The 23535-nt window shown below is 68.2% G+C and carries 17 protein-coding genes; 6 read left to right on the forward strand and 11 right to left on the reverse strand.

The window, feature by feature from the left end:
* Window positions 1–726: a tRNA (guanine(46)-N(7))-methyltransferase TrmB gene (gene trmB, locus HNR00_RS04660; protein ID WP_183565657.1), complete on the forward strand. Its 726-nt coding sequence runs from the start codon at window positions 1–3 to the stop codon at window positions 724–726.
* Between the two features lie 171 nt (window positions 727–897).
* Window positions 898–3720: a bifunctional transaldolase/phosoglucose isomerase gene (locus HNR00_RS04665; protein WP_183565660.1), complete on the forward strand. Its 2823-nt coding sequence runs from the start codon at window positions 898–900 to the stop codon at window positions 3718–3720.
* A 228-nt stretch (window positions 3721–3948) separates the two neighbouring features.
* Here HNR00_RS04665 and HNR00_RS04670 read toward each other — a convergent pair whose 3' ends face one another.
* Both HNR00_RS04670 and HNR00_RS04675 read right to left on the reverse strand, forming a co-directional pair.
* Complete coding sequence (locus tag HNR00_RS04670; protein WP_183565662.1) at window positions 3949–4596, reverse strand: DedA family protein; 648 nt, start codon at window positions 4594–4596, stop codon at window positions 3949–3951.
* Between the two features lie 82 nt (window positions 4597–4678).
* Entirely contained in the window at window positions 4679–4876 is a 198-nt protein-coding gene (locus tag HNR00_RS04675; RefSeq protein ID WP_183566500.1) for a hypothetical protein, read from the reverse strand.
* Between the two features lie 327 nt (window positions 4877–5203).
* Between HNR00_RS04675 and HNR00_RS04680 the strand changes: the two genes are divergently transcribed.
* Window positions 5204–5656 (forward strand): ricin-type beta-trefoil lectin domain protein, encoded by a 453-nt coding sequence (locus tag HNR00_RS04680; protein ID WP_183565665.1) that lies wholly within the window; start codon window positions 5204–5206, stop codon window positions 5654–5656.
* A gap of 104 nt (window positions 5657–5760) precedes the next feature.
* Here HNR00_RS04680 and HNR00_RS04685 read toward each other — a convergent pair whose 3' ends face one another.
* From HNR00_RS04685 to HNR00_RS04705, 5 genes are all read right to left on the reverse strand, one after another.
* The gene (locus HNR00_RS04685) at window positions 5761–7221 is read right to left on the reverse strand and encodes a methyl-accepting chemotaxis protein (RefSeq protein ID WP_183565668.1); all 1461 of its coding nucleotides are present in this window, start codon (window positions 7219–7221) and stop codon (window positions 5761–5763) included.
* Window positions 7222–7721: 500 nt separating this feature from the next.
* Window positions 7722–8597: an MBL fold metallo-hydrolase gene (locus HNR00_RS04690; RefSeq protein ID WP_183565671.1), complete on the reverse strand. Its 876-nt coding sequence runs from the start codon at window positions 8595–8597 to the stop codon at window positions 7722–7724.
* Window positions 8598–8777: 180 nt separating this feature from the next.
* Window positions 8778–11972, reverse strand: coding sequence for an efflux RND transporter permease subunit (locus HNR00_RS04695; RefSeq protein WP_183565675.1), 3195 nt, complete (start codon window positions 11970–11972; stop codon window positions 8778–8780).
* 139 nt (window positions 11973–12111) lie between these two features.
* Window positions 12112–13254, reverse strand: coding sequence for an efflux RND transporter periplasmic adaptor subunit (locus tag HNR00_RS04700; protein ID WP_246390297.1), 1143 nt, complete (start codon window positions 13252–13254; stop codon window positions 12112–12114).
* A gap of 220 nt (window positions 13255–13474) precedes the next feature.
* Window positions 13475–13798, reverse strand: a complete 324-nt coding sequence (locus HNR00_RS04705; RefSeq protein ID WP_183565678.1) for a rhodanese-like domain-containing protein — start codon at window positions 13796–13798, stop codon at window positions 13475–13477.
* Between the two features lie 443 nt (window positions 13799–14241).
* Here HNR00_RS04705 and HNR00_RS04710 point away from each other — a divergent pair, with 443 nt between their 5' ends.
* The gene (locus HNR00_RS04710) at window positions 14242–14763 is read left to right on the forward strand and encodes a hypothetical protein (protein ID WP_183565682.1); all 522 of its coding nucleotides are present in this window, start codon (window positions 14242–14244) and stop codon (window positions 14761–14763) included.
* A 212-nt stretch (window positions 14764–14975) separates the two neighbouring features.
* On the opposite strand, the gene HNR00_RS04715 is transcribed toward HNR00_RS04710, so the two are convergent.
* The 4 genes from HNR00_RS04715 to HNR00_RS04730 all read right to left on the reverse strand — a co-directional run bounded on the left by HNR00_RS04715 (window position 14976) and on the right by HNR00_RS04730 (window position 18498).
* A complete protein-coding gene (locus HNR00_RS04715; protein WP_183565685.1) occupies window positions 14976–15314 on the reverse strand; it encodes a hypothetical protein in 339 nt (112 codons plus the stop codon).
* A 232-nt stretch (window positions 15315–15546) separates the two neighbouring features.
* Entirely contained in the window at window positions 15547–16860 is a 1314-nt protein-coding gene (locus tag HNR00_RS04720; RefSeq protein WP_183565688.1) for a glycosyltransferase family 4 protein, read from the reverse strand.
* 290 nt (window positions 16861–17150) lie between these two features.
* The gene (locus HNR00_RS04725; RefSeq protein ID WP_312885996.1) at window positions 17151–17753 is read right to left on the reverse strand and encodes a hypothetical protein; all 603 of its coding nucleotides are present in this window, start codon (window positions 17751–17753) and stop codon (window positions 17151–17153) included.
* 109 nt (window positions 17754–17862) lie between these two features.
* Window positions 17863–18498 (reverse strand): acyl-homoserine-lactone synthase, encoded by a 636-nt coding sequence (locus tag HNR00_RS04730; protein ID WP_183565691.1) that lies wholly within the window; start codon window positions 18496–18498, stop codon window positions 17863–17865.
* A 677-nt stretch (window positions 18499–19175) separates the two neighbouring features.
* Between HNR00_RS04730 and HNR00_RS04735 the strand changes: the two genes are divergently transcribed.
* Together HNR00_RS04735 and HNR00_RS04740 are read left to right on the forward strand one after the other, a co-directional pair.
* Window positions 19176–20261, forward strand: coding sequence for an efflux RND transporter periplasmic adaptor subunit (locus HNR00_RS04735; protein ID WP_183565694.1), 1086 nt, complete (start codon window positions 19176–19178; stop codon window positions 20259–20261).
* Window positions 20258–23365, forward strand: coding sequence for an efflux RND transporter permease subunit (locus tag HNR00_RS04740; RefSeq protein ID WP_183565697.1), 3108 nt, complete (start codon window positions 20258–20260; stop codon window positions 23363–23365). Before HNR00_RS04735 ends, HNR00_RS04740 begins: the two co-directional genes overlap by 4 nt.
* Window positions 23366–23535 lie beyond the last annotated feature (170 nt).

The following is a 23535-nucleotide window of genomic DNA, read 5'->3' on the forward strand; positions in this document are numbered from 1 at the left end:
ATGGGGAGGGATGAGACCATCCCTCCCGAGGCGGGCGGGAGCGACGAGCGCGCCTTCTACGGGCGCCGCAAGGGCAAGCGGCTGCGGCCGGGCCAGGAGCAGCGCCTCGAAGCGCTGCTTCCGCAACTCCGTGTCGCGCTGCCCGAGCGCGGCGCCTCTCTCGATCCCCCTGCCCTGTTTCCGGTGCCGGTGGACGAGGTCTGGCTCGAGATCGGCTTCGGCGGCGGCGAGCACCTCGCCGCCCAGGCCGCGGCGCACCGCCGAGCCGGCATCATCGGCTGCGAGCCCTTCGTCAACGGCGTGGTCAAGCTGTTGCGCGCGGTGGACGACGGCGGGCTTCGCAACGTCCGCGTCTGGGACGAGGACGCGACCGCGCTGCTCGCCGCGCTGCCCGATGCCTGCCTGGCGCGGGTCTACCTGCTCTACCCCGACCCCTGGCCGAAGCGCCGCCAGCGCAAGCGCCGCTTCGTCTCCGATGGGTCGCTCGCCGAGATCGCCCGCGTGCTGCGGCCGGGCGGGCATTTCCGCTTCGCCTCCGACATCGACGACTATGCCGGCTGGACCCTGGTGCGGGCCGCCCGCTGCCCAAGCTTGCGCTGGACCGCGAGAGGCGCCGACGACTGGCGCACGCCGTTTCCCGGCTGGCCGGGGACCCGCTACGAGGCCAAGGCGCTCGCGGCCGGACGGCTGCCGAGCTACCTCACCTTCGAGCGGGTCGAGCCGTAGTTCGTCCGATAAAGCCCGGCTTGCATCTTGCCGAGGCGCCCTCCCCGCACCATCACCGTCACGCCTCGATGTGCGCTGCGTCGGACGCTCCTGCGCGTCCCATGGGGGCGTTGCGTGGGCAGGCGCGCCCTATCTACCGGGTGCGGGACAAAAAACGCGAGGACGACCGAGATGAACGCGCTGAACGCCCTCTTCGCCGAGCACGAGCAGGCGGTCTGGCTCGACTTCGTGGCCCGCGGCTTCGTCGCCAAGGGGGAGCTTCAGGCCTTGGTCGAGCGCGACGACCTGCGCGGCGTCACCTCCAACCCGTCGATCTTCGAGAAGGCGATCGGCCACTCGAACGAGTACGACGACAGCCTCAAGGCCGCCCTCGACGGGGGCGATGCCCGCGTGATCGATCTCTACGAGGGGCTCGCGATCGCCGACATCCAGGCCGCCGCCGACGTGCTGCGCCGGGTCTACGACACCAGCGACGGCGCCGACGGCTACGTGAGCCTTGAAGTCTCCCCTTACCTTGCGCTGGACACCGAGGAGACGCTGGCCGAGGCCCGCCGCCTGCACAAGGCGGTCGCCCGCGACAACCTGATGGTGAAGGTACCGGCGACTCCGGCCGGCATCCCGGCGATCCGCCAGCTCACGGCGGAGGGGATTTCCATCAACGTCACCCTGCTGTTCTCGCAGGAGACCTACGAGGCCGTCGCCCACGCCTTCATCGACGGCCTGACCGAGTTCGGAAACAAGGGCGGCGACGTCTCGAAGGTGGCGTCGGTGGCGAGCTTCTTCATCAGCCGCATCGACACGCTGGTGGACAAGCGGCTCGACGAGGTCGGCGGCTACGAGGACCTGAAGGGCAAGGTCGCGGTGGCGAACGCCAAGCTCGCCTACCAGCGCTACAAGCGCATCTTCTCGGGCGCCCGATGGGACGCCTTGGAGGCGAAGGGCGCCAAGGCGCAGCGCCTGCTCTGGGCCTCCACCGGCACCAAGAACAAGGCCTATTCCGACGTGCTCTACGTCGAGGAACTGATCGGCAAGAACACCGTCAACACCATGCCGCCGGCGACCATGGACGCGTTCCGCGACCACGGGAAGGTCCGCGCCTCGCTGGAGGACAATCTCGACGAGGCCAAGGCCGTGATGGACCGGCTGGCCCAGGCCGGCATCGACATCGAGGCGGTGGCCCGCCAGCTTGTCGATGAGGGCGTCCAACTCTTCGTCGATGCCGCCGACGCGCTGCTCGGCGCGGTGGCGGGCAAGCGCGCGGCCTTGCTCGGCGCGCGCCTCGACAGCCAGACCTGCAAGCTCGGCGACGCGATGCAGGCGGCGACCGACAAGGCGATCGAGTCCTGGCGCGCGAGCGGCGCGATCCGTCGGCTCTGGGCGCACGACGCCACCGTCTGGACCGGACGTGACGAGGCGAAGTGGCTCGGCTGGCTGCGCATCGTCGAGGACGAATTGGAGAAGGTGGAGCGTTACGAAAGCTTCGCCGAGGAAGTGCGCTCGGAAGGTTTCACCGATGCGGTGGTGCTCGGCATGGGCGGCTCCAGCCTCGGGCCGGAGGTGATTTCCGCGACCTACGGCCATCGCGAGGGCTTTCCGAAGCTCCGCATCCTCGACTCGACCGACCCGGACGAGGTGCGCGCCGTCGAGGCGGCGGTGAACCTGCCGACGACGCTCTTCATTGTCGCCTCGAAGTCCGGCTCGACGCTGGAGCCCAACGTGTTTCGCGATTACTTCCTTGGCCGGATGAAGGAGGTGGTCGGCGCGGACAAGGCGGGCCGCCACTTCGTCGCCGTGACCGATCCGGGCTCGGCCATGGAGACGGCGGCCAAGGACGACGGCTTCCGCACGATCTTCCTGGGCGTGCCGCAGATCGGCGGGCGCTATTCCGTTCTCTCCGCCTTCGGGCTCGTGCCGGCGGCGGCGGCGGGCGTCGAGATCCGCGAGTTCCTCGACGCGGCGCGGATGATGGTGCGCTCCTGCGGGCCGGCGGTGCCGCCGGCGGCCAATCCCGGCGTGCGGCTGGGCGCGGCCATGGGCGTCGCGGCCAAGGAGTTCGGGCGCGACAAGATCACCTTCATCGCCTCGCCCGGCCTCGACACCTTCGGCGCCTGGGCCGAGCAGCTCATCGCCGAATCGACCGGCAAGGAGGGTCACGGCATCATCCCGGTCGAGGGCGAGCCCGTCGGCGTGCCGGCGGTCTACGGCGAGGACCGGCTGTTCGTGTACCTGCGCCTGACGAGCCGCGCGGATGCGCGCCAGGACGAGGCGGTGAAGATCCTGGAGAGCGAGGCGCAGCCGGTGGTGCGCATCGATCTGGAGAAGGTCGAGCAGCTGCCCCAGGAGTTCTTCCGGTTCGAGATCGCCACGGCGGTGGCGGGCGCGGTGCTCGGCATCAATCCGTTCGATCAGCCGGACGTCGAGGCCAGCAAGGTCGAGACCAAGAAGCTGTTCGCGAGCGCCGAGGAGACCGGTGCGCTCCCGGCCGAGACGCCGATCTTCGAGGACGAGACGGTCGCGCTCTACGCGGATGCCGCCAACACCGAGGCCCTGCGCCAGGGCGAAGGGTTCGAGGCGCTCGTCGCGGCCCATCTCGGCCGGGTGAAGGCCGGCGACTACGTCGCGTTGCTCGCTTATGTCGAGCGCAATGCGGCGCATCACGCGGCGTTGCAGGAGGCACGGCTCGCCGTGCGTGACGCCCGGCAGGTGGCGACCTGCCTGGAATTCGGCCCGCGCTTCCTCCACTCGACGGGGCAGGCCTACAAGGGCGGGCCGGCCTCCGGCGTGTTCCTCCAGATCACCGCGGACCCGTCGTCCGACCTCGCGATCCCCGGCCGCAAGCTCGGCTTCAAGACGGTGATCGCGGCCCAGGCGCGAGGTGATTTCGCCGTCCTGGCCGAGCGCAAGCGGCGGGCGCTCCGCATCCACCTCAAGGGCGGCGACGTGATGACCGGCGTCAAGCGCGTCGCCGCCGCTATCAAGGGCGCGGTTGCGTAGGGTCGAGCCCGGGCACCACGTGGGTGACGGAGTTCCTCATTCTTCACCCACTGCCGTCGTTCCGGGGCGCCGATAAGCGAACCCGGAATCCACGACGGGCCGCGACGGTGTGAGTGGCCGCGCATCGCGGGTGGAGTCCGGGTTCCGCCGCGCGGCTCCGGAACGACGGCGGCGGGTGACATGAAAAAGGGCGCCGAGCGGCGCCCTTTTTCCTATCCGTGTTCCGGCTCAATGCGTCGTCAGAGGCCCCGGAATCGCCGCCTCGGCCTTGATCAGCAGGCGCTCCTCGTGGCGCTTCATGAAGAGCCAGAGGGCGAGGCCGCCGAACACCACGAAGGCGAGGAGACCGAGGCCGATCGGGCCGATGATGTGCTCGATGGAGCGGCCGCACCAATAGGCGCCGAAGCCCATGATCGAGGCCCAGGCGACGCCGCCGAGCCCGTTGAAGATGAAGAAGCGGCGGGCATCGAGCTTGTTCACGCCAGCCAGCACGGCCGCGTAGGCGCGCAGCATCGCAGTGAAGCGTCCGAAGAACACGATCTTGCCGCCGTGCTCGCGGAACAGGTACTGCCCGAGCTTGAGCCGCCCGTGGTCGAGGGCGATGAGGTGGCCGTAGCGGAGCAGCAGCGGCATGCCCCAGCGGCGTCCGACCCAGTAGCCGAGGTTGTCGCCGATGATCGCGGCGGCCGCCGCGGCGGCCACGACGAGGACGATGTTCAGCCCGCCCGTGCTGCCGGCATAGATCGCCGAGGTCAGCAGGATCGTCTCTCCCGGCAGCGGCAGGCCCGCGCTTTCCAGGGTGATGATGACGAAGATGGCGAGATAGCCGTAATGCGCGATCAGATCGCCAATCGGCAGCCCTTGCAGAAAGGACATGGATGAAAACTCTCCGCGAATCGTGCGGGGCACTGTCGCGAGGAACGTGGCCGTAACAGGGCAGTTTTTTTCGCCCGCGGCGTCAGGCCTCGGCTGCCGCAAGCACCGGTGCCGGATCGGAATCCGGGCGCGCGTCGCGGGGTACCTCGCCCCCGCCAGCGGCCCGCTGGTCGGCGGCCGGGAGCGGGAACAGGCGCAACAGGCCCTCGGACACGCCGAAGAGCAGAGGGTCCGCCCTGGGGCCGAAGCCGGGCGGGAGGAGGTTGACGGTTTCGATCATGGCGTGACGGGGAAGGCCCGCAGCGGGAGCGTGAAACGCGCCCCGCCGCCGTCCCTCGGACGGTCGCGCAGGGCGCCTGTGGAAACACCAAGTCGCAACCGCTCCATCGGTTGCATCGCGGATTCGAATCGCGTGTCGCCCGGCACGCGGTTTTGAAGCCGCGTTCGGTCTCGGCGATGGAGCGGGCGTTCGCGGAGCACGCGAGCCGGCTCCCGGCTGGCGGATGGGCGTTGCCACACGTAACGGTTACGTGAATTGACAAAAATTTCCTTAAGTTGAATTTCTTTCGGCGAACAAGATTGAAATACACTTAAAGGAATATATGCCATGTATTATGCCATCGAGTGCTTAGCCACGACAGGATCTCAGGAGAAGCTGTACGTCACCGACTCGTACCCGGAGCTGACCGGGACGACGAAGCAAGGCGGCCAGTTTAGGAGCAGCCAGCTCTGGCAGGCCCTGTACAATCCCAACAGTGGCGGCGTCAGCCTCAGGAACAAGGAGAGCGGCAACCTGATCGCGGTGCCGGCCGGGAACAATCCAGCCCTTCTCGTTCCGAATACGATCGAGAATCAGAACAAGCTGCCCGACCCGTCGGCGGTGCTCAACATCGTCGGGAACGATCCGGAGGGATACAGGATCGTGAGAGGACTGCAGGATCAGGACAACAACTTGGATCTTGCCGGAAACCTGCCATACGCCGATGGTGTCCGAATACTGTTTTGGACTTGGCAGAATGACGCGAATTACAAGTGGAAATTCATAGACGTGGAGGCGTAGTCCGCGTCCCATCCGACGGCGAGCCAGCCTCGGTTGGGGAGCCGGAGCGCATTCCGACGAAACGGGCCACCTTCCGTCGGAATGCGTAGGGGAGAAAAACCGGATCAGTTCGCCTTGAGGAAGCGCTCGACGCTGCCGCCGAGGCTGGCCGAATGGCCGGCGAGGTTGTCGGCGATGCCGCGCACCGACTCGGCGAACTCGCCGGTGGCGTTGGCCGCCGCCGAGACGCCGCCGATGTTGCCCGACATCTCGTGGGTCGAGGCCGCCTGCTCCTCGACCGCGCTCGCCATGGCCACCGTGAGGTTCGACAGTTCCGAGACCGCGGCGGTGATGCCGCCGATGGCATCGACCGCCTCGCCGGTGGCGCTCTGAATCGCCGCGATCTGGCCGGTGATCTCGCCGGTCGCCCGCGCGGTCTGCTCGGCCAGCGCCTTCACCTCGGTCGCGACCACGGCGAAGCCCCGGCCCGCCGCGCCGGCGCGCGCCGCCTCGATGGTGGCATTGAGCGCGAGAAGGTTGGTCTGGTCGGCGATCGACTTGATCATGGCGACGACCGCATCGACTTTGCGGGCGCTCTCGGCGAGCAAGCGCACGGTGGTGTCGGTGGCCTCGGCCTGGGTGGCGATGCGCTTGGCGCGCTCGGAAACGCTGCCGACCTGACCCGAAATCTCTTGGATCGAGGCGGTCATCTGCTCGGAGCCGGCGGCGACCGAGGAGGCGCGGTGGCGCGCCTGCTCGGCCGAGCGGGTCAGGCCCTCGGCGGAGCGCTGCATCTCGCCGACCGCCGTGCCGACGGCCTCGACGACGCGCTTCACTTCGGCCGCCATCTGCACCTCCGCGGTCACCACCGACCACGTCAGCATCGGCCCGACATAGCGCCCGTCCGGCCCGTTGATCGCCGAGACGCGCAGGTCGAGGGTCTCGGGCCCGACCTTGATCTTGGTCCGGTGCGGCAGGCGGCTCGCATCCGCCAGCATGGTGCGCTGATGGTGGGGGTTCTTGTGGAACACGTCGAAGGACGAGCCCAGCATCTGCGCGACCTTGATCGGCAGGTGTTGCTCGATCGAGCCGAGCGTCACCTGCGAGGTCTTGTTGAGGTAGTTGATCTTGAAGTCGTCCTTCGGGTCGGCGGTCATGACGGCGACGGGCATGCCGTCGATCATCGTCATCAGCCGGCTGGTCTCGTTCTTCTTGGCGGTGATGTCGGCGGCGAACTTCACCACCCGCGTCGGCTTGCCCGCGGCATCGAGGATCGGGTTGTAGGTCGCCTCCAGCCAGACGCGCCTGCCGGTCCTGTCGCGGCGCGCGAACTCGCCCGAGGCGTATTCGCCGTCGCGGAGCTTGGTCCAGAAGGTGGCGTATTCGGCGCTGGCGACGTAATCGGCGTCGCAGAACATCCGGTGGTGCTTGCCTTTGATCTCGTCGAGCGCGTAGCCGACCACCGCGAGGAAGTTGCGGTTGGCGTTCAGGACCGTCCCGTCCATGGCGAACTCGATGGTGGCCAGCGATCGGTCGAGGGCGTCGAGCCGCGCCTGGGCTTCGTTGTAGGTCGGTTTCCGGAACATCCGCTTAGCCCCAGCAATGGCGAACCGCGGACGTCGTTGCGCCGAGGATCACCTGTCGATCATGAGGCGCCGAAGCCGCCGATGCTGCTTTCGGTCCGCGTTCGCCGCCTCCTCACGAATGTTTGATCATGTAGGTTAAGACGCGATTAAGTAGCGAGGAAATCCAGTAAACTTATCATTTGATATTTTCGAAGACGCGTCCGTCCAAATCCTTGAAGGAATTGACTGAGTGTCGGAGTGCAGAGGGTCGGACTCACTTCGGCCGGATGGCCTGGTCCGAACGCGCGAATCGACGCGATGTCCCTGCGGCTCGAGCCGGAAACGGTTCGATTATGCGATTGATCCCATCCTCACCCTCATCCTGACGTGGCGGCGCGAAGCGCCGCCCTCGAAGGAGGGCTCCAGGGATCGCGCGTCTAACGGAGCCCTCCTTCGGGGTCGCTGACGCGGTACCTCACAGGATGAGGGGATTGGATAGGACGAGCCCGTCGAGCCAGCTCTCACCGCTTGGCGATGGGCAATCGGTCGAGCGGCACCGGGGCTGCGTGGGGCCTCGTGCCCAGCATCGCGTCGATCAACGCCAGGACCTCGGTGCGGCCGACATTCGCCGCCGGCTCGAACGGCGTCCAGGTCTGGGTGAAGTCGAGCCGCTCGAACACGTCGCGGTAATGGCGCAACTCGTTCACGGTCAGCGGCACCCCGCGCACGAACGCCTTGTGCGCCGAGATCGTCGTCGCCCGGCGGAAATCCTTTGGATCGAGTTCGAACTTCAAGGCATCGCCGCAGAAGCAGATTTTTCGGGTTCGATCGAACAGCACCGCGTGGCCGTCGAAATGGCCCGCCGTCCGGTGCAGCTCCAGGCCCGGCAGGGGCTCCAGAAAGTCGTCGTAGGGCCAGGAAACCTGGAGCGCGGCGCTCCAGGTGAAGTCGGCCGCCGGCAGGCACAGTTCCGGGTCGAACCGGTCCTGCAACTGCACCAGCGCCCCGTAGGAATGCGGGTGCGAGGCCGAGAGCACCTGCATGCCGCCCAGCCGCTCGATCTGGTCCAGCGCCGCCTCGCTGAAGACCGGGCAGCCCTCGAAACCCATGTTTCCGTTGTCGGTCCGCACGAGGTAGGCGCTCGGGCCGATGCCGGAGACCGGCTCGTTCCAGAAGCGCCAGACGCCCGGCTCCAGTTCCTGCCAGTGGCAGGGAAACGCGTCCTGCGCCTCCCGCTCCGAGCGGAAGCGCCAGCCGTCCTGCGGCACGACGTGGCGGGCGTCGAGGCACATCGGGCAGGAGGGCGGGGCCTCGAAATGGCGCTGCCAGAACCCGCAATTGTCGCAAGCGTAGGCGGGAAGCTTCAGGGCGCCCGCGAAGGGCAGGTAACCGGGCACGGGCGATCCTGTCGCGACAAATGACAACGGCCGGAAGCTAGGGCTTCCGGCCGTCTCTGCATCCCCTCGGAGCGCTTTCCGACGAAGTGGACACCGGTTCGTCGCGAGAAAGCGCGGCAAGACAAGAATCGAGAGCTGCGTCCGACCCAACGTGGTCGGGCGCAGCTCTCGGGCAAATGGTCAGCCGTGGGCCGGCGCGCCGTGCGGCTCGGATTCCCGGCCCTTGCCGCGCTTGCCTCCGATCCAGATCACGATCTTGCGGATCACGACGTAGAAGACCGGGGTGAGGAACAGGCCGAAGAAGGTCGCGCCGATCATGCCGAAGAACACCGCGGTGCCGAGCGCCTGACGCATCTCGGCGCCGGGGCCGGTGGCGATGACGAGCGGCAGCACGCCGAGGATGAAGGCGAAGGCCGTCATCAGGATCGGGCGAAGCCGCAGGCGACAGGCCTGAACCGCGGCATCGACCGGGCCCTTGTGCTCGCTCTCCTCGATGTCGTTGGCGAACTCGACGATCAGGATGGCGTTCTTGGCGGCCAGGCCGATCAGCACGATCAGGCCGATCTGGGTCAAGATGTTGTTGTCCTGCCCCCTGAGCTGCACCCCGAACAGGGCGGAGAGCACGCCGGTCGGCACCACCAGCAGGATCGCCAGCGGCAAGGCCCAGGATTCGTACTGCGCCGCGAGCACGAGGAAGACGAGCAGGACGCCCAGCGCGAAGACGTAGATGGCCGTGTCGCCCGCCGCCTTCTGCTGATAGGCGATCTCGGTCCAGTCGTAGGCGTAGCCATCGGGCAGCGCCTTCTGGGCGATCGCCTCCATCGCGTCGAGCGCCTGACCGGTCGAGATTCCGGCCTGCGCCACGCCCTGCACCGGCACCGAGTAGTAGAGGTTGAACCGCTGCACGATCTGCGGGCCGGTGATCTCGCGGATCGTGGCGAGCGTGCCCATCGGCACCAGGGCGCCGGTGGAGGAGCGGACCTTGAGCTGCTCGATGTCGCGCTTGGACATGCGGTAGACCGCGTCGCCCTGCACGCGCACCTGATAGATGCGGCCCAGGGTGTTGAAGTCGTTGACGTAGGTGCCGCCGAGCGCCGCCTGCACCGTCGAGAAGACGTTGGCCAACGGCACGTTGAGCATGCGCGCCACCGTGCGGTCGATGTCGAGGTAGAGCTGAGGCGTGTCGTTGGCGAAGGTGGTGAAGACCCGCTGCACCTCCTTGCTCTGGTTGGCCTGCCCCAGCACCTCGCCGACGGCCGCCAGCAGCGGGCCGATCTCCGAGGATTGGCGGCTCTCGATCTGCATCTTGAAGCCGCCGCCCTGGCCGAGGCCCCGCACCGGCGGCGGCGGGATGACGATGACGCGCGCCTCCTGGATGCCCGCGGTCGCCTTGAGCACGTCGCCGGTGATGACCGCGGCGCTGCGGCCCTCGGCGGCCCGCTCCTTGGCGCCCTTGAGCGTGAGGAACATCACCGCCGCGTTGGTGGTGTTGGTGAAGGTCGCGCCGTCGAAGCCGGCGATGATGACGGTGTTGGTGACGCCGTCGACCCCGCGGGCGATCTCGGCGGCGTGGTTGACCACCGCCGTCGTGCGGTCGAGCGAGGCGCCAGCGGGGAGCTGCACCACGCCGATGAGGTAGCCCTGGTCCTGATCCGGGATGAAGCCCGTCGGCGTGGTGCGCGCCAGATGCAGCGTGCCCGCGATGACGCCGGCATACAGGATCAGCATCGCGATGATGCCGAAAGCCGTACTCGTGAGGAAGCGGATGGTGTGGCCGTAGCCGTTCGAGAGCTTGTCGAAGCCGCGGTTGAACAGGTCGGCGAGCCAACTGACGAAGCGGGTGAGGAAGAACTTGGGCTTCTTGTGCTCGTGGTGCGGCTTCAAGAGGATCTTGCAGAGCGCGGGCGAGAGGGTGAGCGAGTTGAAGGCCGAGATGATGGTCGAGGCCGCGATGGTGAGCGCGAACTGCTTGTAGAACTGGCCCGAGATGCCGGGGATGAAGGCGGTCGGGATGAACACCGCCGCCAGTACCAGCGCGATGGCGATGACCGCGGACCCCACCTCGTCCATGGTCTTGTGGGCGGCTTCACCCGGCGAGAGGCCCTCGGCCATGTTGCGCTCGACGTTCTCCACCACGACGATGGCGTCGTCGACGACGATGCCGATGGCGAGCACGAGCCCGAACAGGGTCAGGTTGTTGAGCGAGAACCCGAGCGCCGACATCACCGCGAAGGTGCCGACGAGCGACACGGGGATCGCGATCACCGGGATCAGCGCCGTGCGCCAGCTCTGGAGGAACACCAGCACCACGATGACGACGAGGAGCACCGCCTCGAACAGCGTCTTGTAGACCTCGTGGATCGATTCCTCGATGAACTCGGTCGGGTTGTAGGCGATGCGGTACTCGACGTCCGGCGGAAAATTCTTCTTCAGCTGCTCCATCGTCGCCTTCACCGTCGCGGCGGCGTCGAGCGCGTTGGTGCCGGGGCGCTGGAACGCGCCGATGCCGACCGCGGGCGTGGCGTTGAGGAACGAGTTCGTCGTGTAGTCCTTCTGGCCCATCTCGACGCGGGCGACGTCGCGCACGCGGACCAGCCGGCCCTGGCTCGCCTTGACGATGACGTCGGCGAACTCCTCCGGCGACTGGAAGCGGCCCTGCGACTGCACCACGAGCTGGAACGCGGCCCCCGGCGCGGCCGGCGGGCCGTTGAGCTGGCCGGCGGCGACCTGCACGTTCTGCTCCTGCAGCGCGCTCGTGATGTCGGTGGTGGTCAGGCCGTAGGCGGCCATCTTCTGCGGATCGATCCAGATCCGCTCGGCATACTCGTTGCCGCCGAAGATCGTGATGTCGCCCACGCCCTCCAGGCGCAGCATCTCGTCGCGGATGTTGAGGTAGATGTAGTTGGCCAGATAGTTCTGGTCGTAGGTGCGGTTGGGCGAGAGCAGGTGCACGACCAGCATCAGGTCGGGCGAGGCCTTGCGGACGATGACGCCGAGGTTGCGCACGTCCGGCGGCAGGCGCGGCTGGGCGACCGAGAGGCGGTTCTGCACCAGCACGTTGGCGATATCGAGGTTGGTGCCGACCTTGAAGGTCACGGTCAGCAGCATCGCGCCGTCGTTGGTCGACAGCGACGTCATGTAGAGCATGTTGTCGACGCCGTTAATCTCCTGTTCGAGCGGCGTCGCGATGGTGGCCGCCACCGTCTCGGCGTTGGCGCCGGGGAAGCTCGCGCGCACCGTCACGGTCGGCGGCACGATCTCCGGGTATTGCGAGACCGGCAGCTTCTCGTAGGCGACGAAGCCGATGATCAGGAAGATGATCGACGTCACCGAAGCGAAGATCGGCCGGTCGACGAAGAAGTGAGCGAAACGCATCGATCAAACCTCTGGCCGCCGCGGAGCGCAGGTCGCGCTGGCGGAGGCGTGCCGTCCTCGTCCAGGCCGGCGCCGGGCGGCGTCGACACGAATCTCTTTGCGTACCGGCCCCGCCGTCCGCGCGCGCCCCCGGCGCGGATCAGCTCTTGGTCGGCGGCAGCTGCGTCGTCTCGGGCTTCACCTGCGCGCCGGGGCGGACCTTGGCGACGCCGTTGACCACCACGCTCTCGTCGCCCTTCAGCCCCTCGCGGATGACGCGGTAGCCGTCGACCAGTGGGCCCAGCTTGACGGTCTTGGCCGCGACCTTGTCGCCCTCGCCGAGCACGTAGACGATGCGCTTGTCCTGGTTGGCCGAGACCGCCTCGTCGGGGATCAGGACGCCCTGGTAGGGCTTGGTCGCCGGCATCGAGACGATGCCGAACAGGCCCGGCTTGATGAAGCCGTCGGGGTTGTCGACGGTGGCGCGCAGGAGCACCGTGCCGGTCTGGTTGTCGACGCGGTTGTCGACGAAGTCGAGCGTGCCCTTGCGGGTCGGCTTCTCCTCGCCGGCGAGCGCGATGAGGATCGGCGCGCCCTTGCCGCGCTGGGTCTGGCCCATGCCGATCTTGAGCGTGCCCTGGTACTTCAGGAACGACTTCTCATCGACGGTGTAGCCGAAATAGATCGGATCGAGCGAGACGATCGTGGTCAGCATCGTCTGGTCGGTGATGACGATGTTGCCCTCGGTGACGAGGCGCTGGCTGATGCGCCCGTTGATCGGCGACTTCACTTCCGTGAAATCGTAGTTGAGCTGGGCGTTGCGGAGCGCGGCTTCGGCGCTGTCCACGTCGGCCTGGGCGGTCTGCGAGGCCTGGCGGCGCTGGTCGGTGACCTGCTCGGAGATGTTGCCGCCGCGCGAGAGCACCTGCGCGCGCTCCAGATCGGTCTGGGTGAAGGAGAGGCGGGCCTTGGCCGAGGTGAGCGCGGCCTGGGCCTGCTCCAGCGCCGCCTTGTAGGGCCGGCGGTCGATGAGGAAGAGCACGTCGCCCTTCTTCACGTTGGCGCCGTCCTGGAACAGGATCTTGTCGAGATAGCCGGTGACGCGGGCGCGCACCTCGACGAACTCGATCGGGTCGAAGCGGCCGGTATACTGGTCCTGCTCGACGATCTCCTTCACGACGGGCTTGGCCACGGTGACGCCCGGCGGCGGCGCGCCGGGCGCCTGCGCGAGCGCGCCGCCGCCCCCGAGCAGGGCGGCGATCAGCGGCGAGGCGAGGAAAAGAGGCCGGAGGCTGCGCATCATTCGGTTCCCTGCATGGCGCGGCCTAATCCGTGCGGTGCGGGATCGGGCGTGCGCTCGCGCACATGGCATTCACAATTCGTTCAGAACCCTGGAGCATCGGTCCGAAGGGTGGAAACCGGCTTTCGGAAAAAGCCGATGCGGCACAATGCTGTAGGTGCCCGGCGGCCAAACGCCTTCCCCCAGGGCGCATCCCCGCCAAGGCGCGTCCTCCCAAGACGCCTCACGCCTCGATCGGCTCGCCCGCGCCGTACCAATCCTTGAAGGCGCCCTTGTAATGCTCGGTGATGTCGAGCCCGGCTCCCTGCGCGGCGGCGAGCGCGTTGACCGAGCGGACCCCCGAGGCACAGGAGAAGACCGGCCGGCGCCCGTCCGCCTCGACCAGCGCCTTCAGGGCCTCCGGATCGAAGGTCGAGAGCGGGAACGAGACCGAGCCGGGGATGTGGCCACGGGCGAATTCGTGGTCCTCGCGCACGTCGATGAGCAGCAGCGTGCCGTCCGCAATGCCCCGCTTGACCGTGTCCCGGTCGAGATCGATCACCTGCATCGTCGCGCAACTTTCCTGGGAAGGAAGGCGCCGCGGCAGGTTCGGTCGAGCCGAGATGCGCGACGCCGACAAGGAGTATTTTGACCTTTAAGGCCGATTTCGGCCGCCTGGCAATCGCGGCCCCGGGCTTGAGATGCGCCCTGTCGCCGCCCGGCGTCCGGCGGCCGATGCCGGGATGTATGGCCGGCGACCACCCGCCCTGCAACGGGGCGAACCCCTGTCCATGGATGCGCAAGGGAAATCGAGCGCAGGTGCCATTTGTTCAGAATGTCCAGCCCGCCGCTGGCCGATCGTTGTGCCGCGGATCGCACACCATAAGTTTTTTCCACGTTGAGAGCCGATCCCACTAGGAAGCACTCGGCTGGGGATGGGTATCCGATTTGTGTATTGCAGGAATCGGATTTTTAGGGGAAGTCATTCCTGTCGCGACGAGGGAGTTTGCTGTGTTTCACGGTCGTTTTGGACGCGTTGCAGTCGGTGCCATTGCTTTTTTCCTGTGGGCCAATGAGCCGACTATGGCGAAAAAGTACAAAGTTGTACCCGGTGACCCGCCGATCACGGTCGATATCCCCGCGGCTTGGGATGTGACGGACAGCAAGCGCGGCATTCAAGCCAGTACGGCCGATGAAGAGGTTTATATTTGGTTTGAGAACTACAAGCCAAATCAATTCGAAAAAATTCTGGACGAACATAAAAAATACTTCGACGAGCAGGGTGTGAAAATAACAGGAGAGCCGAAGCAGGACGAAAAAGCCTACACTAATTTCGTTATCAAGAAATCAGATTATCCTGCAACATATGAAGGCAAGCCGACCGTACTGCGATACCTCTCGGTCGTGCCGCGATCCGAGGAAAAGCGGCACCTTCTCGTCTGCTATTGGGCTTCGCCGGACGGTGATAAGGAATACGCCGATGAGATGGAGAAGATGATGAAGAGCTTGGGTGCTTCAATCGACGAACAGTGACCGCAAGAATGCGGCGGGGTCACGCAGGCCCGTCCTATCGAGTTCTTGAGGTGACGCCCCGGCAGGGAAGGGGCCAGTACGATTTGCGAAATTCCTGATTTCTGCACGGGATGGCCAACGAAGAAGCCCCGCCTCCTTGTCGGAGACGGGGCTGAAGCGCCGAGGCGAGGGGCGCTCGAACGGATCGCTCCGGCGCTGTCGGTGAGACCTGATCAGCAGGCGGGAACGCGGCGCGAGCCGATCCGGATGCCGTCCTCGTCGAAGATCGGGCTGTTGCGGAAGCCACAGCCGCCGTAGGTGCTTTCGTGGCCACCGCGCACCTGACGGAAACCGCCGTCATAGCCGCCGCGAACCGGGCGGTAGTCGGAGCGATACTCGTTCTCCTGGGCGCGGGAGCTGGCCGCACCGGCGATGGCAGCGACCGCCGTGCCAAGGATGCCGATGGCGACCACCTTGCCGAGGTTGCCGGCCTGAGCCTGGGAGGTGGGGGTGAGGGTGGCAGCCGAGAGGGTGAGGGCGGCCACGGCGGCGGTGAGGGACTTCTTGAACATGACACGGTCTCCTGTCGGGGTGAGGGAGGCGGTGCCTGTCTGAGCGCCCCGCCGATCCGGTTGGTCGGCCCGCTCTCTCGCCGGCCGATGACCAAGGGATAACCCCACCCGGTCCGGAGAACTGTGAGACGGATCACACAGACCTGTGCCGTGTCAAAATCCTTGACTCATGGACGGTCCGCAAATGGGCGGACACGGCCCTCCATAAGGTCCCGCCGATCAGGTTTCTGCCCTACGCCCCCGGCAGCGCGGCGAGCGCCGCCTCGACCCGCTCGAAATGCGCGGCCCAGGTCGGCGCCGCGTAGCCCGCGAGCCGCCCGGCCAGCTCCGCCCGCAGCCGCGAGCCCGGTTCCGAGAGCGCCAGCACCGCCTGCGTCCAGCCGGGCCCGTCGAGGGGATCGAGGAAGTGGGCGAAGCTCCCTGCGATCTCGCGGTGGACCGGGATGTCGGAGGCGATCACCGGCAGGCCGCTCGCCGCCGCCTCGACCACCGGCAGGCCGTAGCCCTCGATGAAGGAGGGCATCAGGAGCGCGGTGGCGTCGCGCATCAGCCGGGCGAGGCCGTGGGTGGTCAGCCCGACCACCTCGCGGACATGGGCGCGCACCGCCGGGCAGCGGTCGAGCATGTCGGCGACGTTCTCGATCTCCCAGCCGCGGCGGCCCACCAGCACGAGGCGGGGCGTGCCCTCTCCCAGCCGCTCGGCGAGGTCGCGCCAGAGGTTGAGCAGCAGCAGGTGGTTCTTGCGCGGCTCGATCGTGCCGATGACGACGAAGGTCGGGCGGCGCGCCTCGCCCGCCTCCTCCCCGGCGGCGGTGAAGACCGGCTCGACCCCGAGCGGCGCCACCGTCAGCGGCTTTCGGCCCAGCCCCCGGTCGAGCGTGTAGCGGGTGAAGCGCTCGCCGACGTCCCCTGAATTGACGACGACGTGGGCGGCATGGCGCGCCACCGTCTCCATGCGGGCCTCGTGGCGCTCCGCCTCGCCCGGGCGGCCGTATTCGGGATGCGAGATCGGGATCAGGTCGTGGACGAAGAAGACCGGCCGCACGTCGCGGCGCCCGTAGAGCCAATCGAACCGCCCCGGACGGTCGAGCCGCAGATGCGAGGTGTGGAGATAGACCGCCCCCTCCGGCAGGCGCTCGAGGCCGGCGGCGCGCCAGGCGCGCAGCGTCGTCTCGGCTTGCAGACGGCGGCGGCGCCAGGACGCCGCCCGCCCCTCGTGTCCCGTCGGCGACCGGGCCCCCTGCCCGAGGGGACCGCCGGTCTCGAACGTGCCGCTGAGGGCGCGATAGACCGGGTCGTCCTCCGCCGTGACGTCCTCGACCCAACCCGCCGCCACGGCCTCGACGACCTCCAGGGCCGCTGCGCGTTCGAGGATGCGCGGCCCGATCTCGGTCGAGACGAGGCCGAACCGCTGGCCGTCCCCCTCGGCTCCCCCGAGCATGTGCCGGGCATAGGCGAGGTCGACCCGATCGATTCCGGTGGGGCTGGCGTGGCGCAGACGCGTGATGAGGCGGGTCAGGTCGACGGCGACGGGGCGCGCGGGCATGGGGTCTCGGGCTTCGGCTCTCGGGCGGATCGTCGTGCGGAGCCGGAACACCGTGCGGGCCGAAAAGGTCCGGCTTCAGCGCGCCCGTGGAGACGCCGGCCGGACCTCCTTAGAACGCTTTGCAGGAACAGGCGACACGGGCTCGCTCGCTCCCGTTCGGCGGAACGGTGACGGATCGGAGCGGCGGCGGCGACGCGACCCCCGTCCCGCCGCCGTCACGGACGAGGCTCCGGATCCTCGTGCCGCATCGACTTTTTCCGAGAGCCGGAAACGACGTTTCGGGCCGATCGCTAATGCCGCACCGGCATCGCCGGCTGGGAGCGGCTCGCGATCTCCCGGGCCACTTCGAGCAGCACGACATCGACGAGATCGCGCAGGCGGGGATTGCCGCTCGCGTCGATGGCGCGCCGGGCCGCGATGAGCAGGCCCGCCGCCTCGTCGATCGCCGCCCCGGCGGCGTCTTCGGCGAGGCCGAGCACGGCGCGGGCCTCGGTCCCGACCTCGGCGGCGTCCACGAGGGTCCCCTCCCCGCGGATCGGACGGCCCAGAGCATCGCGAAGGATGCGGCCCCGGCACAGCAGCCGGCGCGGCCGCGGCCGGGCGGCGGCGCACAGCTCGATGAGAACGACGTCGTCCTCTTCCGTGGCGCGGCGGACCTCGCCGAGGAAGCGCTCGACATCCGACCCCTCGAGGCCCGCCGTCGCCCGCTCGCTCTGCAGCGGCCGTCCGGCGAGCCCCGGATCGCCCGCCATCAGCGCCGCCGCCCCCTCGTCGAGGAGGAAGCGTCCCGAGGGCGGGTCCCATTCCCAGGTTCCCACCAGCCCGGCCTCGGCCAGGGTCCTGACGAATCCCGGCACCGCGCCCTGCGCTGCACCACTGCGTCTGCGTTTCACGTCAATTCTCCCCGCGCAGGATGCGTCAGGTTGAAGGAAATCGGAAGCCCGATGCCGCCGCGGCGTGCCGGCGGTGCCGGTGCGCGGCGGTTCCGGGCCTGTTCCGTCGTCACGAGGCCAGCTGCGCCACGCTCGTGCGCGGGGGCGCCAGCACGGAGCGCGCATCGCCGCGCTTGTTCTGGAGCTGGCGCAGGGAGCGCCGGTCGAAGGCGGCCTCGACCGCCACGATCTCCTCGCCCTCGATCTCGTGCGGCAGGCCGAGCGGGATCGCCCGCAGATGGAGCTGCAGCAGGCGCAGGATCCAGCTCGTCGGCATCTCGGAGACGAAGCTCGACACCCCCCGCGGCAGGCCCCACTCGACGATGCCGGTCATCAGCGCGAGGGCGGTCGGGTTGAGGCGCCGGCCCGAGGTGCGGGCGCTCTCGGCCACGCAGATGCGGCCCCACTCGACCACGTGCGCGCCGGAGGGCGGCGCGCCCTCGCAGAGCTGCGGCAGCACCATCGGCAGCAGGTAGGGACGGGTGGTGGGCAGGAGGCGCGAATAGCCGATCACGGTCTCGCTCTCGTCGAGGGCCAGGAGATGCACGGCGTGCTCGTCGTCGAACTCGTCGATCTCGCGCCGGTCCGGGCGGGCGAGGTTGCTCCAGCCGAGTTCCTCGACGAAGACCCGATGCCTCAGGCGGAAGGCCTGATCCATGGCACCGGCGTAATCTTGCATGTTGTCCGCAGTCACGACATGGATCATGGGAGCACCTCTTCGGAAATCCGAAGAAGTCGTCCCAGAACAGGTGCGCGTCCGGCACTACGGGTTCCCGTAGGGTTTTGCGCACGCGTGCTGCGGATGAAGAGCCCGCAGGGTCGCCGCCGCGAATCGATGCGGAGGAACTCTATCTTGGATTGTGTCGACGACTCAAGCCCGAACGGGCCGGCCCGCGACGTCTTGAGTTTCGGCCCGACAGGGAAACGGAAAGCGGAGGCCGCGATCGTCGCCGGCCATTCCCGGGCGATCGTCCTCCCGCGCGGGCCCACACCGCGCGGGAGGACGATCGCCGCAAAGGATGTCCGGAAACGAAAGGGGACTCGCTCGGTCCCGGAAGGCCGAATGCCCTGCAAATTCGCGAAAGGAAGGGTCGGACTGGCGGGGAGCCACCTTGCCCGCTTGTTCCGGGCCATTGCCTGAAACTTCAGACGCTCCTTTCCGTCAGCTCAACAGCGGTGTCGGTCGGTCTTTATACATGATATAATTAATTTAATCGAGCATGGAGGAGCGCGCCCGGGCCATCCTCAACCGTCTCATCGTGGGACGTGTCCCATCGCACCGGACGAGGGGCGCTCGACAGAGTTCCATTGACGCCGCCACCCCCTCATAATAGATTTTTATCGTAATCTTTTTTGTCGAGGACGTGGGTGGGGAGGCGTTCGATGGACACGAGATGGTTCGTTCTGCTCGGTGGCTTGGCGCTGGCCGGATGCACGCCGGGCGAGACGGCGGTGGCGCCCGACCCGCCGCTGGTTCAGACCGTCGAGGTCGCCCCGGCCGCGGCCGGGATCGCGCGCTACACCGGTGTCGTCCGGGCGCGCACGGAGAGCAATCTCGGCTTCCGCGTCGGCGGCAAGATCTTCGAGCGCCTCGTCGATCCGGGGGACCACGTGCGACGCGGCCAGCCGCTGATGCGGCTCGACCGGACCGACTTCACCCTCGCCCTCAACGCCGCGCGGGCCTCGGTCGAGGCCGCACGGGCCCAGATGATCAAGGCCAGGGCCGACGAGGAGCGCAGCCGCAAGCTCGTCGGCGAGGGCTGGACCTCGCGCCAGACCTACGATCAGAACAAGGCGGCGGCGGATGCGGCCATCGCCCAGTTCGCTTCCGCCGAGGCCCAGGCGAGCCAGATCGCCAACCAAGCCGGCTATTCCGAGCTTCAGGCCGACGCCGACGGGGTGGTGATGGAGGTGCCCTCCGAGCCCGGCCAGGTCGTCGCCGCCGGCCAGACCGTGGTGCGCCTCGCCCGTGACGGCGCCCGCGAGGCGGAAGTCTTCCTGCCCGAGGCGAGCCGCCGCCTCGCGACGGGCATCGCCTCCGCCACGCTCTACGCCGAGGGCGAGGCCACCTACCCGGCGCGCCTGCGGGAACTCTCCGCCACCGCCGACCCGGCGACCCGCACCTACCGGGCCCGCTACATCCTCTCCGGCGGCGGCGAGGACGCGCCGCTGGGCGCCACCGTGACGCTCCGGCTCAAGCCTGCCGAGGCCGGGCGCCCGGCCTCCGTGGCGGTGCCGCTCGGCGCCCTGTTCGATGCAGGGTCGGGCTCGGCCGTGTGGCGGCTCGACGCGGCGACGGGCACGGTCGAGGCGCAGCCCGTCGCCATCGCCCGCCTGTCCGAGGAGAGCGCGGAGGTCGCCTCCGGCCTGAGCCCCGGCGACCGGATCGTGGCCCTCGGCGCCCACCTCCTCAGGGCGGGGCAGATCGTGCGTCAGGCGCCCTCCAGCATGACGGGGGGGGCCAAATGAGCGGGTTCAACCTCTCGGCTCTGGCCGTGCGCGAGCGCGCGGTCACGCTGTTCCTGCTCATCGCGCTGACCGGGGCGGGCTTCTTCGCCTTCGAGCGGCTCGGCCGCGCCGAGGATCCGAGCTTCGCGGTGAAGACGATGACCGTCTCGGCCGCGTGGCCGGGTGCCACCACCGACGAGATGCAGCGGCAGGTCGCCGACCCGCTAGAGAAGCGGCTGCAGGAACTCGTCTACTACGACCGCGTCGAGACGACCGTGCGGCCCGGCCTGATGCTGATGAAGGTCTTCTTCAAGGACAACATGCCGCCGGCCAAGCTGCAGGCGGAGTTCTACCAGACGCGCAAGAAGCTCTCCGATCAGACCGCCAGCCTGCCCCGCGGCGTGCTCGGGCCGCTGTTCAACGACGAGTTCTCGGACGTCTACTTCTCCCTCTACGCGCTCCAGGCCAAGGGCCTGCCGCACCGCACCCTCGTGCTGCGCGCCGAGGATCTGCGCCAGCGCCTGCTGCGGGTGCCGGGCGTCGAGAAGATCAACATCCTCGGCGAGCAGGCCCAGAAGATCTTCGTCGAGATCTCCTATCAGCGTCTCGCCACCCTCGGGATCACCGGCCAGCAACTCCTGGCCTCGCTGGCCAGCCAGAACGACGTCACCCCCGCGGGCTTCGTCGAGGCCGCGGGCCCGCGCGTGTACCTGCGCCTGGACGGCGCCATCGACGGGCTCGACGCGATCCGCAACCTGCCGGTGGCGGCGGGCGACCGCAGCCTCAAGCTCGGCGACATCGCCGAGGTCAAGCGCGGCTACGAGGACCCCAAGGCCTTCGAGATCCGCAACGACGGCGAGCCGGCCCTGATCCTCGGTCTCGTGATGAAGCCCGGCTACAACGGGCTGACCCTCGGCGCGGCCCTCAACGCCGAGGAGGTGGCGATCCATCATGAGATGCCCACCGGCCTCGGCTTCACCAAGATCACCGATCAGGCGAAGGTCATCGACGAGGCCATCCACGAGTTCATGGTGAAATTCTTCACCGCCCTCGGCGTGGTGATCTTCGTCAGCCTCGTGGCGCTCGGCTTCCGCGTCGGCATCGTGGTGGCGCTCGCCGTGCCGCTGACGCTCTCGGCGGTGTTCGTGGTGATGCTGCTGACGGGCCGCGACTTCGACCGCATCACGCTCGGCGCCCTGATCATCTCGCTCGGCCTGCTCGTGGACGACGCCATCATCGCCATCGAGATGATGGTCGTGCGCATGGAGGAGGGCTACGACCGGATCGAGGCGGCGACCCATGCCTGGAGCTCGACCGCCGCGCCGATGCTGACCGGCACCGTCGTCACCATCGCGGGCTTCCTGCCCGTCGGCTTCGCCGCCTCCACGGCGGGCGAGTATGCCGGCAACATCTTCTGGGTGGTGGCCTTCTCGCTGATCATTTCCTGGATCGTGGCGGTGACCTTCACGCCCTATCTCGGCGTCAAGCTGCTGCCGAACATCAGACGAGTGGAAGGCGGGCACGGGGCGATCTACGCCACGAGGAACTACCAGCGCCTGCGCCGGATCGTGCGGCTCTCGGTCGATCACAAGTGGATCGCCGCCGGCATCACGGTCGGGCTGTTCGGGCTGGCCGTGGTCGGGATGGGCCGTGTCGAGCAGCAGTTCTTTCCGAACTCCGAGCGGCCCGAACTCATCGTCGAGGTGACGCTGCCGGCCGGCTCCGCCTTCGCGACCACCGAGGCCACGGTGAAGACGATCGAGGCAGCCGTGCGCGACCTACCCGAAGCCAGGGAGATCACGAGCTACATCGGCCAGGGCATGCCGCGCTTCGTGCTCTCGTTCGATCCCGAACTGCCCGATCCCGCCTTCGCGCAGATCGTGGTCCAGACCGCCGATTCCCACGCCCGCGACGCGCTGCGCGTGAAGGTGCGCGCGCTCGTCGAGGAGGGCCGCTTCCCCGAGGCACGGGTGCGGGTGCTGCAGATCGTGTTCGGCCCCCCCGTGCGCTTTCCGGTCGCCTTCCGCGTGGTCGGACCCGACCTCGACGTGATCCGCGGCATCGCGGAGGAGGTGCGGGGCGCGATGATGCGCAATCCCAACATGCGGATGGTGCATCTCGACTGGGGCAACAAGACCCCGACCCTGCGCCTCGCCTTCGACCAGGAGCGCCTGCGCCTGATCGGCCTGACGCCGAAGGAGGCCGGCCAGCAATTGCAGAGCTACCTCAACGGCACGCCCGCGACCCAGGTGCGCGAGAACCTGCGCTCCGTCGATGTCGTCCTGCGCAGCCCCGGCCCCGAGCGGCGCTCCCTCGGCGACATCGGCGACCTGACGCTCACCACCAAGGACGGACGGCAGGTGCCGGTCTCGCAGGTGGCGCGGCTGGAGAGCAGCAACGAGGACGCGGTCCTGAAGCGCTACAACCGCGAGACCTATATCCGCGTCCAGGGCGACGTGCTCGACGGCCTCCAGCCGCCGGACATCCACGCCCAGGTCGTCCCCCTGCTCGACCCGATCAAGGCCAAACTGCCGCCGGGATACCGCATCGACACGGCCGGATCGGTCGAGGAGAGCGGCAAGGCGATGACGGCCCTCGTCGCGGTGTTCCCGATCATGCTGATCGTGACGCTCACCGTCATCATGCTGCAGGTGCGCTCGTTCACGACCATGTTCATGGTGTTCGCCACCGCCCCGCTCGGGCTGGTGGGGGCCGTGCCGACGCTGCTGATCTTCCAGCAGCCCTTCGGCTTCAACGCGATCCTCGGCCTGATCGCCCTGTCGGGCATCCTGATGCGCAACACCCTGATCCTGGTGGACGAGATCCATCACGACCAGGCGGTGGGTCTCGAGGATTACGACGCCATCGTCGAATCGACCGTGCGGCGGGCGCGCCCCGTCATCCTGACGGCGGCCGCCGCGATGCTGGCCTTCATCCCGCTGACCCATTCGGTGTTCTGGGGGGCGCTGGCCTACGTGCTGATCGGCGGCGTCGGCGTCGGCACGCTGCTGACGCTGCTGTTCCTGCCCGCCCTCTACGCCCTCTGGTTTCGGGTGCGTCGGCCGGGCGAGGCGCAGGCCGTCGATTCCGTCGAGGCTGCGCCCGCGGCACTTCCCACGATCTGAGGCCCCTCCGACGGAGAGGCTCGGAACGCGATCGCACGCGCCTTCGAGGGCGCGTGCGGTTGTCGCCTTGCCGATGAGATACGGAATGCTGTGATCGCACTCGCAGGCCCGCCCCGAGACGGGCATCGCACGGTCGGCCGCATCGACGACCTCGCCCCGTTGCGACCGGA

Origin of the sequence: Methylorubrum rhodinum (assembly GCF_014199935.1) — a bacterium.
GTDB lineage: Bacteria > Pseudomonadota > Alphaproteobacteria > Rhizobiales > Beijerinckiaceae > Methylobacterium > Methylobacterium rhodinum.

Excerpts from the sequence above, each read along its gene's own strand:
- trmB (WP_183565657.1), top strand. The coding sequence starts at position 1 with ATGGGGAGGGATGAGACCATCCCTCCCGAGGCGGGCGGGAGCGACGAG.
- HNR00_RS04665 (WP_183565660.1), top strand. The coding sequence starts at position 898 with ATGAACGCGCTGAACGCCCTCTTCGCCGAGCACGAGCAGGCGGTCTGG.
- HNR00_RS04670 (WP_183565662.1), bottom strand. The coding sequence starts at position 4,596 with ATGTCCTTTCTGCAAGGGCTGCCGATTGGCGATCTGATCGCGCATTAC.
- HNR00_RS04675 (WP_183566500.1), bottom strand. The coding sequence starts at position 4,876 with ATGATCGAAACCGTCAACCTCCTCCCGCCCGGCTTCGGCCCCAGGGCG.
- HNR00_RS04680 (WP_183565665.1), top strand. The coding sequence starts at position 5,204 with ATGTATTATGCCATCGAGTGCTTAGCCACGACAGGATCTCAGGAGAAG.
- HNR00_RS04685 (WP_183565668.1), bottom strand. The coding sequence starts at position 7,221 with ATGTTCCGGAAACCGACCTACAACGAAGCCCAGGCGCGGCTCGACGCC.
- HNR00_RS04695 (WP_183565675.1), bottom strand. The coding sequence starts at position 11,972 with ATGCGTTTCGCTCACTTCTTCGTCGACCGGCCGATCTTCGCTTCGGTG.
- HNR00_RS04700 (WP_246390297.1), bottom strand. The coding sequence starts at position 13,254 with ATGATGCGCAGCCTCCGGCCTCTTTTCCTCGCCTCGCCGCTGATCGCC.
- HNR00_RS04705 (WP_183565678.1), bottom strand. The coding sequence starts at position 13,798 with ATGCAGGTGATCGATCTCGACCGGGACACGGTCAAGCGGGGCATTGCG.
- HNR00_RS04715 (WP_183565685.1), bottom strand. The coding sequence starts at position 15,314 with ATGTTCAAGAAGTCCCTCACCGCCGCCGTGGCCGCCCTCACCCTCTCG.
- HNR00_RS04720 (WP_183565688.1), bottom strand. The coding sequence starts at position 16,860 with ATGCCCGCGCGCCCCGTCGCCGTCGACCTGACCCGCCTCATCACGCGT.
- HNR00_RS04730 (WP_183565691.1), bottom strand. The coding sequence starts at position 18,498 with ATGATCCATGTCGTGACTGCGGACAACATGCAAGATTACGCCGGTGCC.
- HNR00_RS04735 (WP_183565694.1), top strand. The coding sequence starts at position 19,176 with ATGGACACGAGATGGTTCGTTCTGCTCGGTGGCTTGGCGCTGGCCGGA.
- HNR00_RS04740 (WP_183565697.1), top strand. The coding sequence starts at position 20,258 with ATGAGCGGGTTCAACCTCTCGGCTCTGGCCGTGCGCGAGCGCGCGGTC.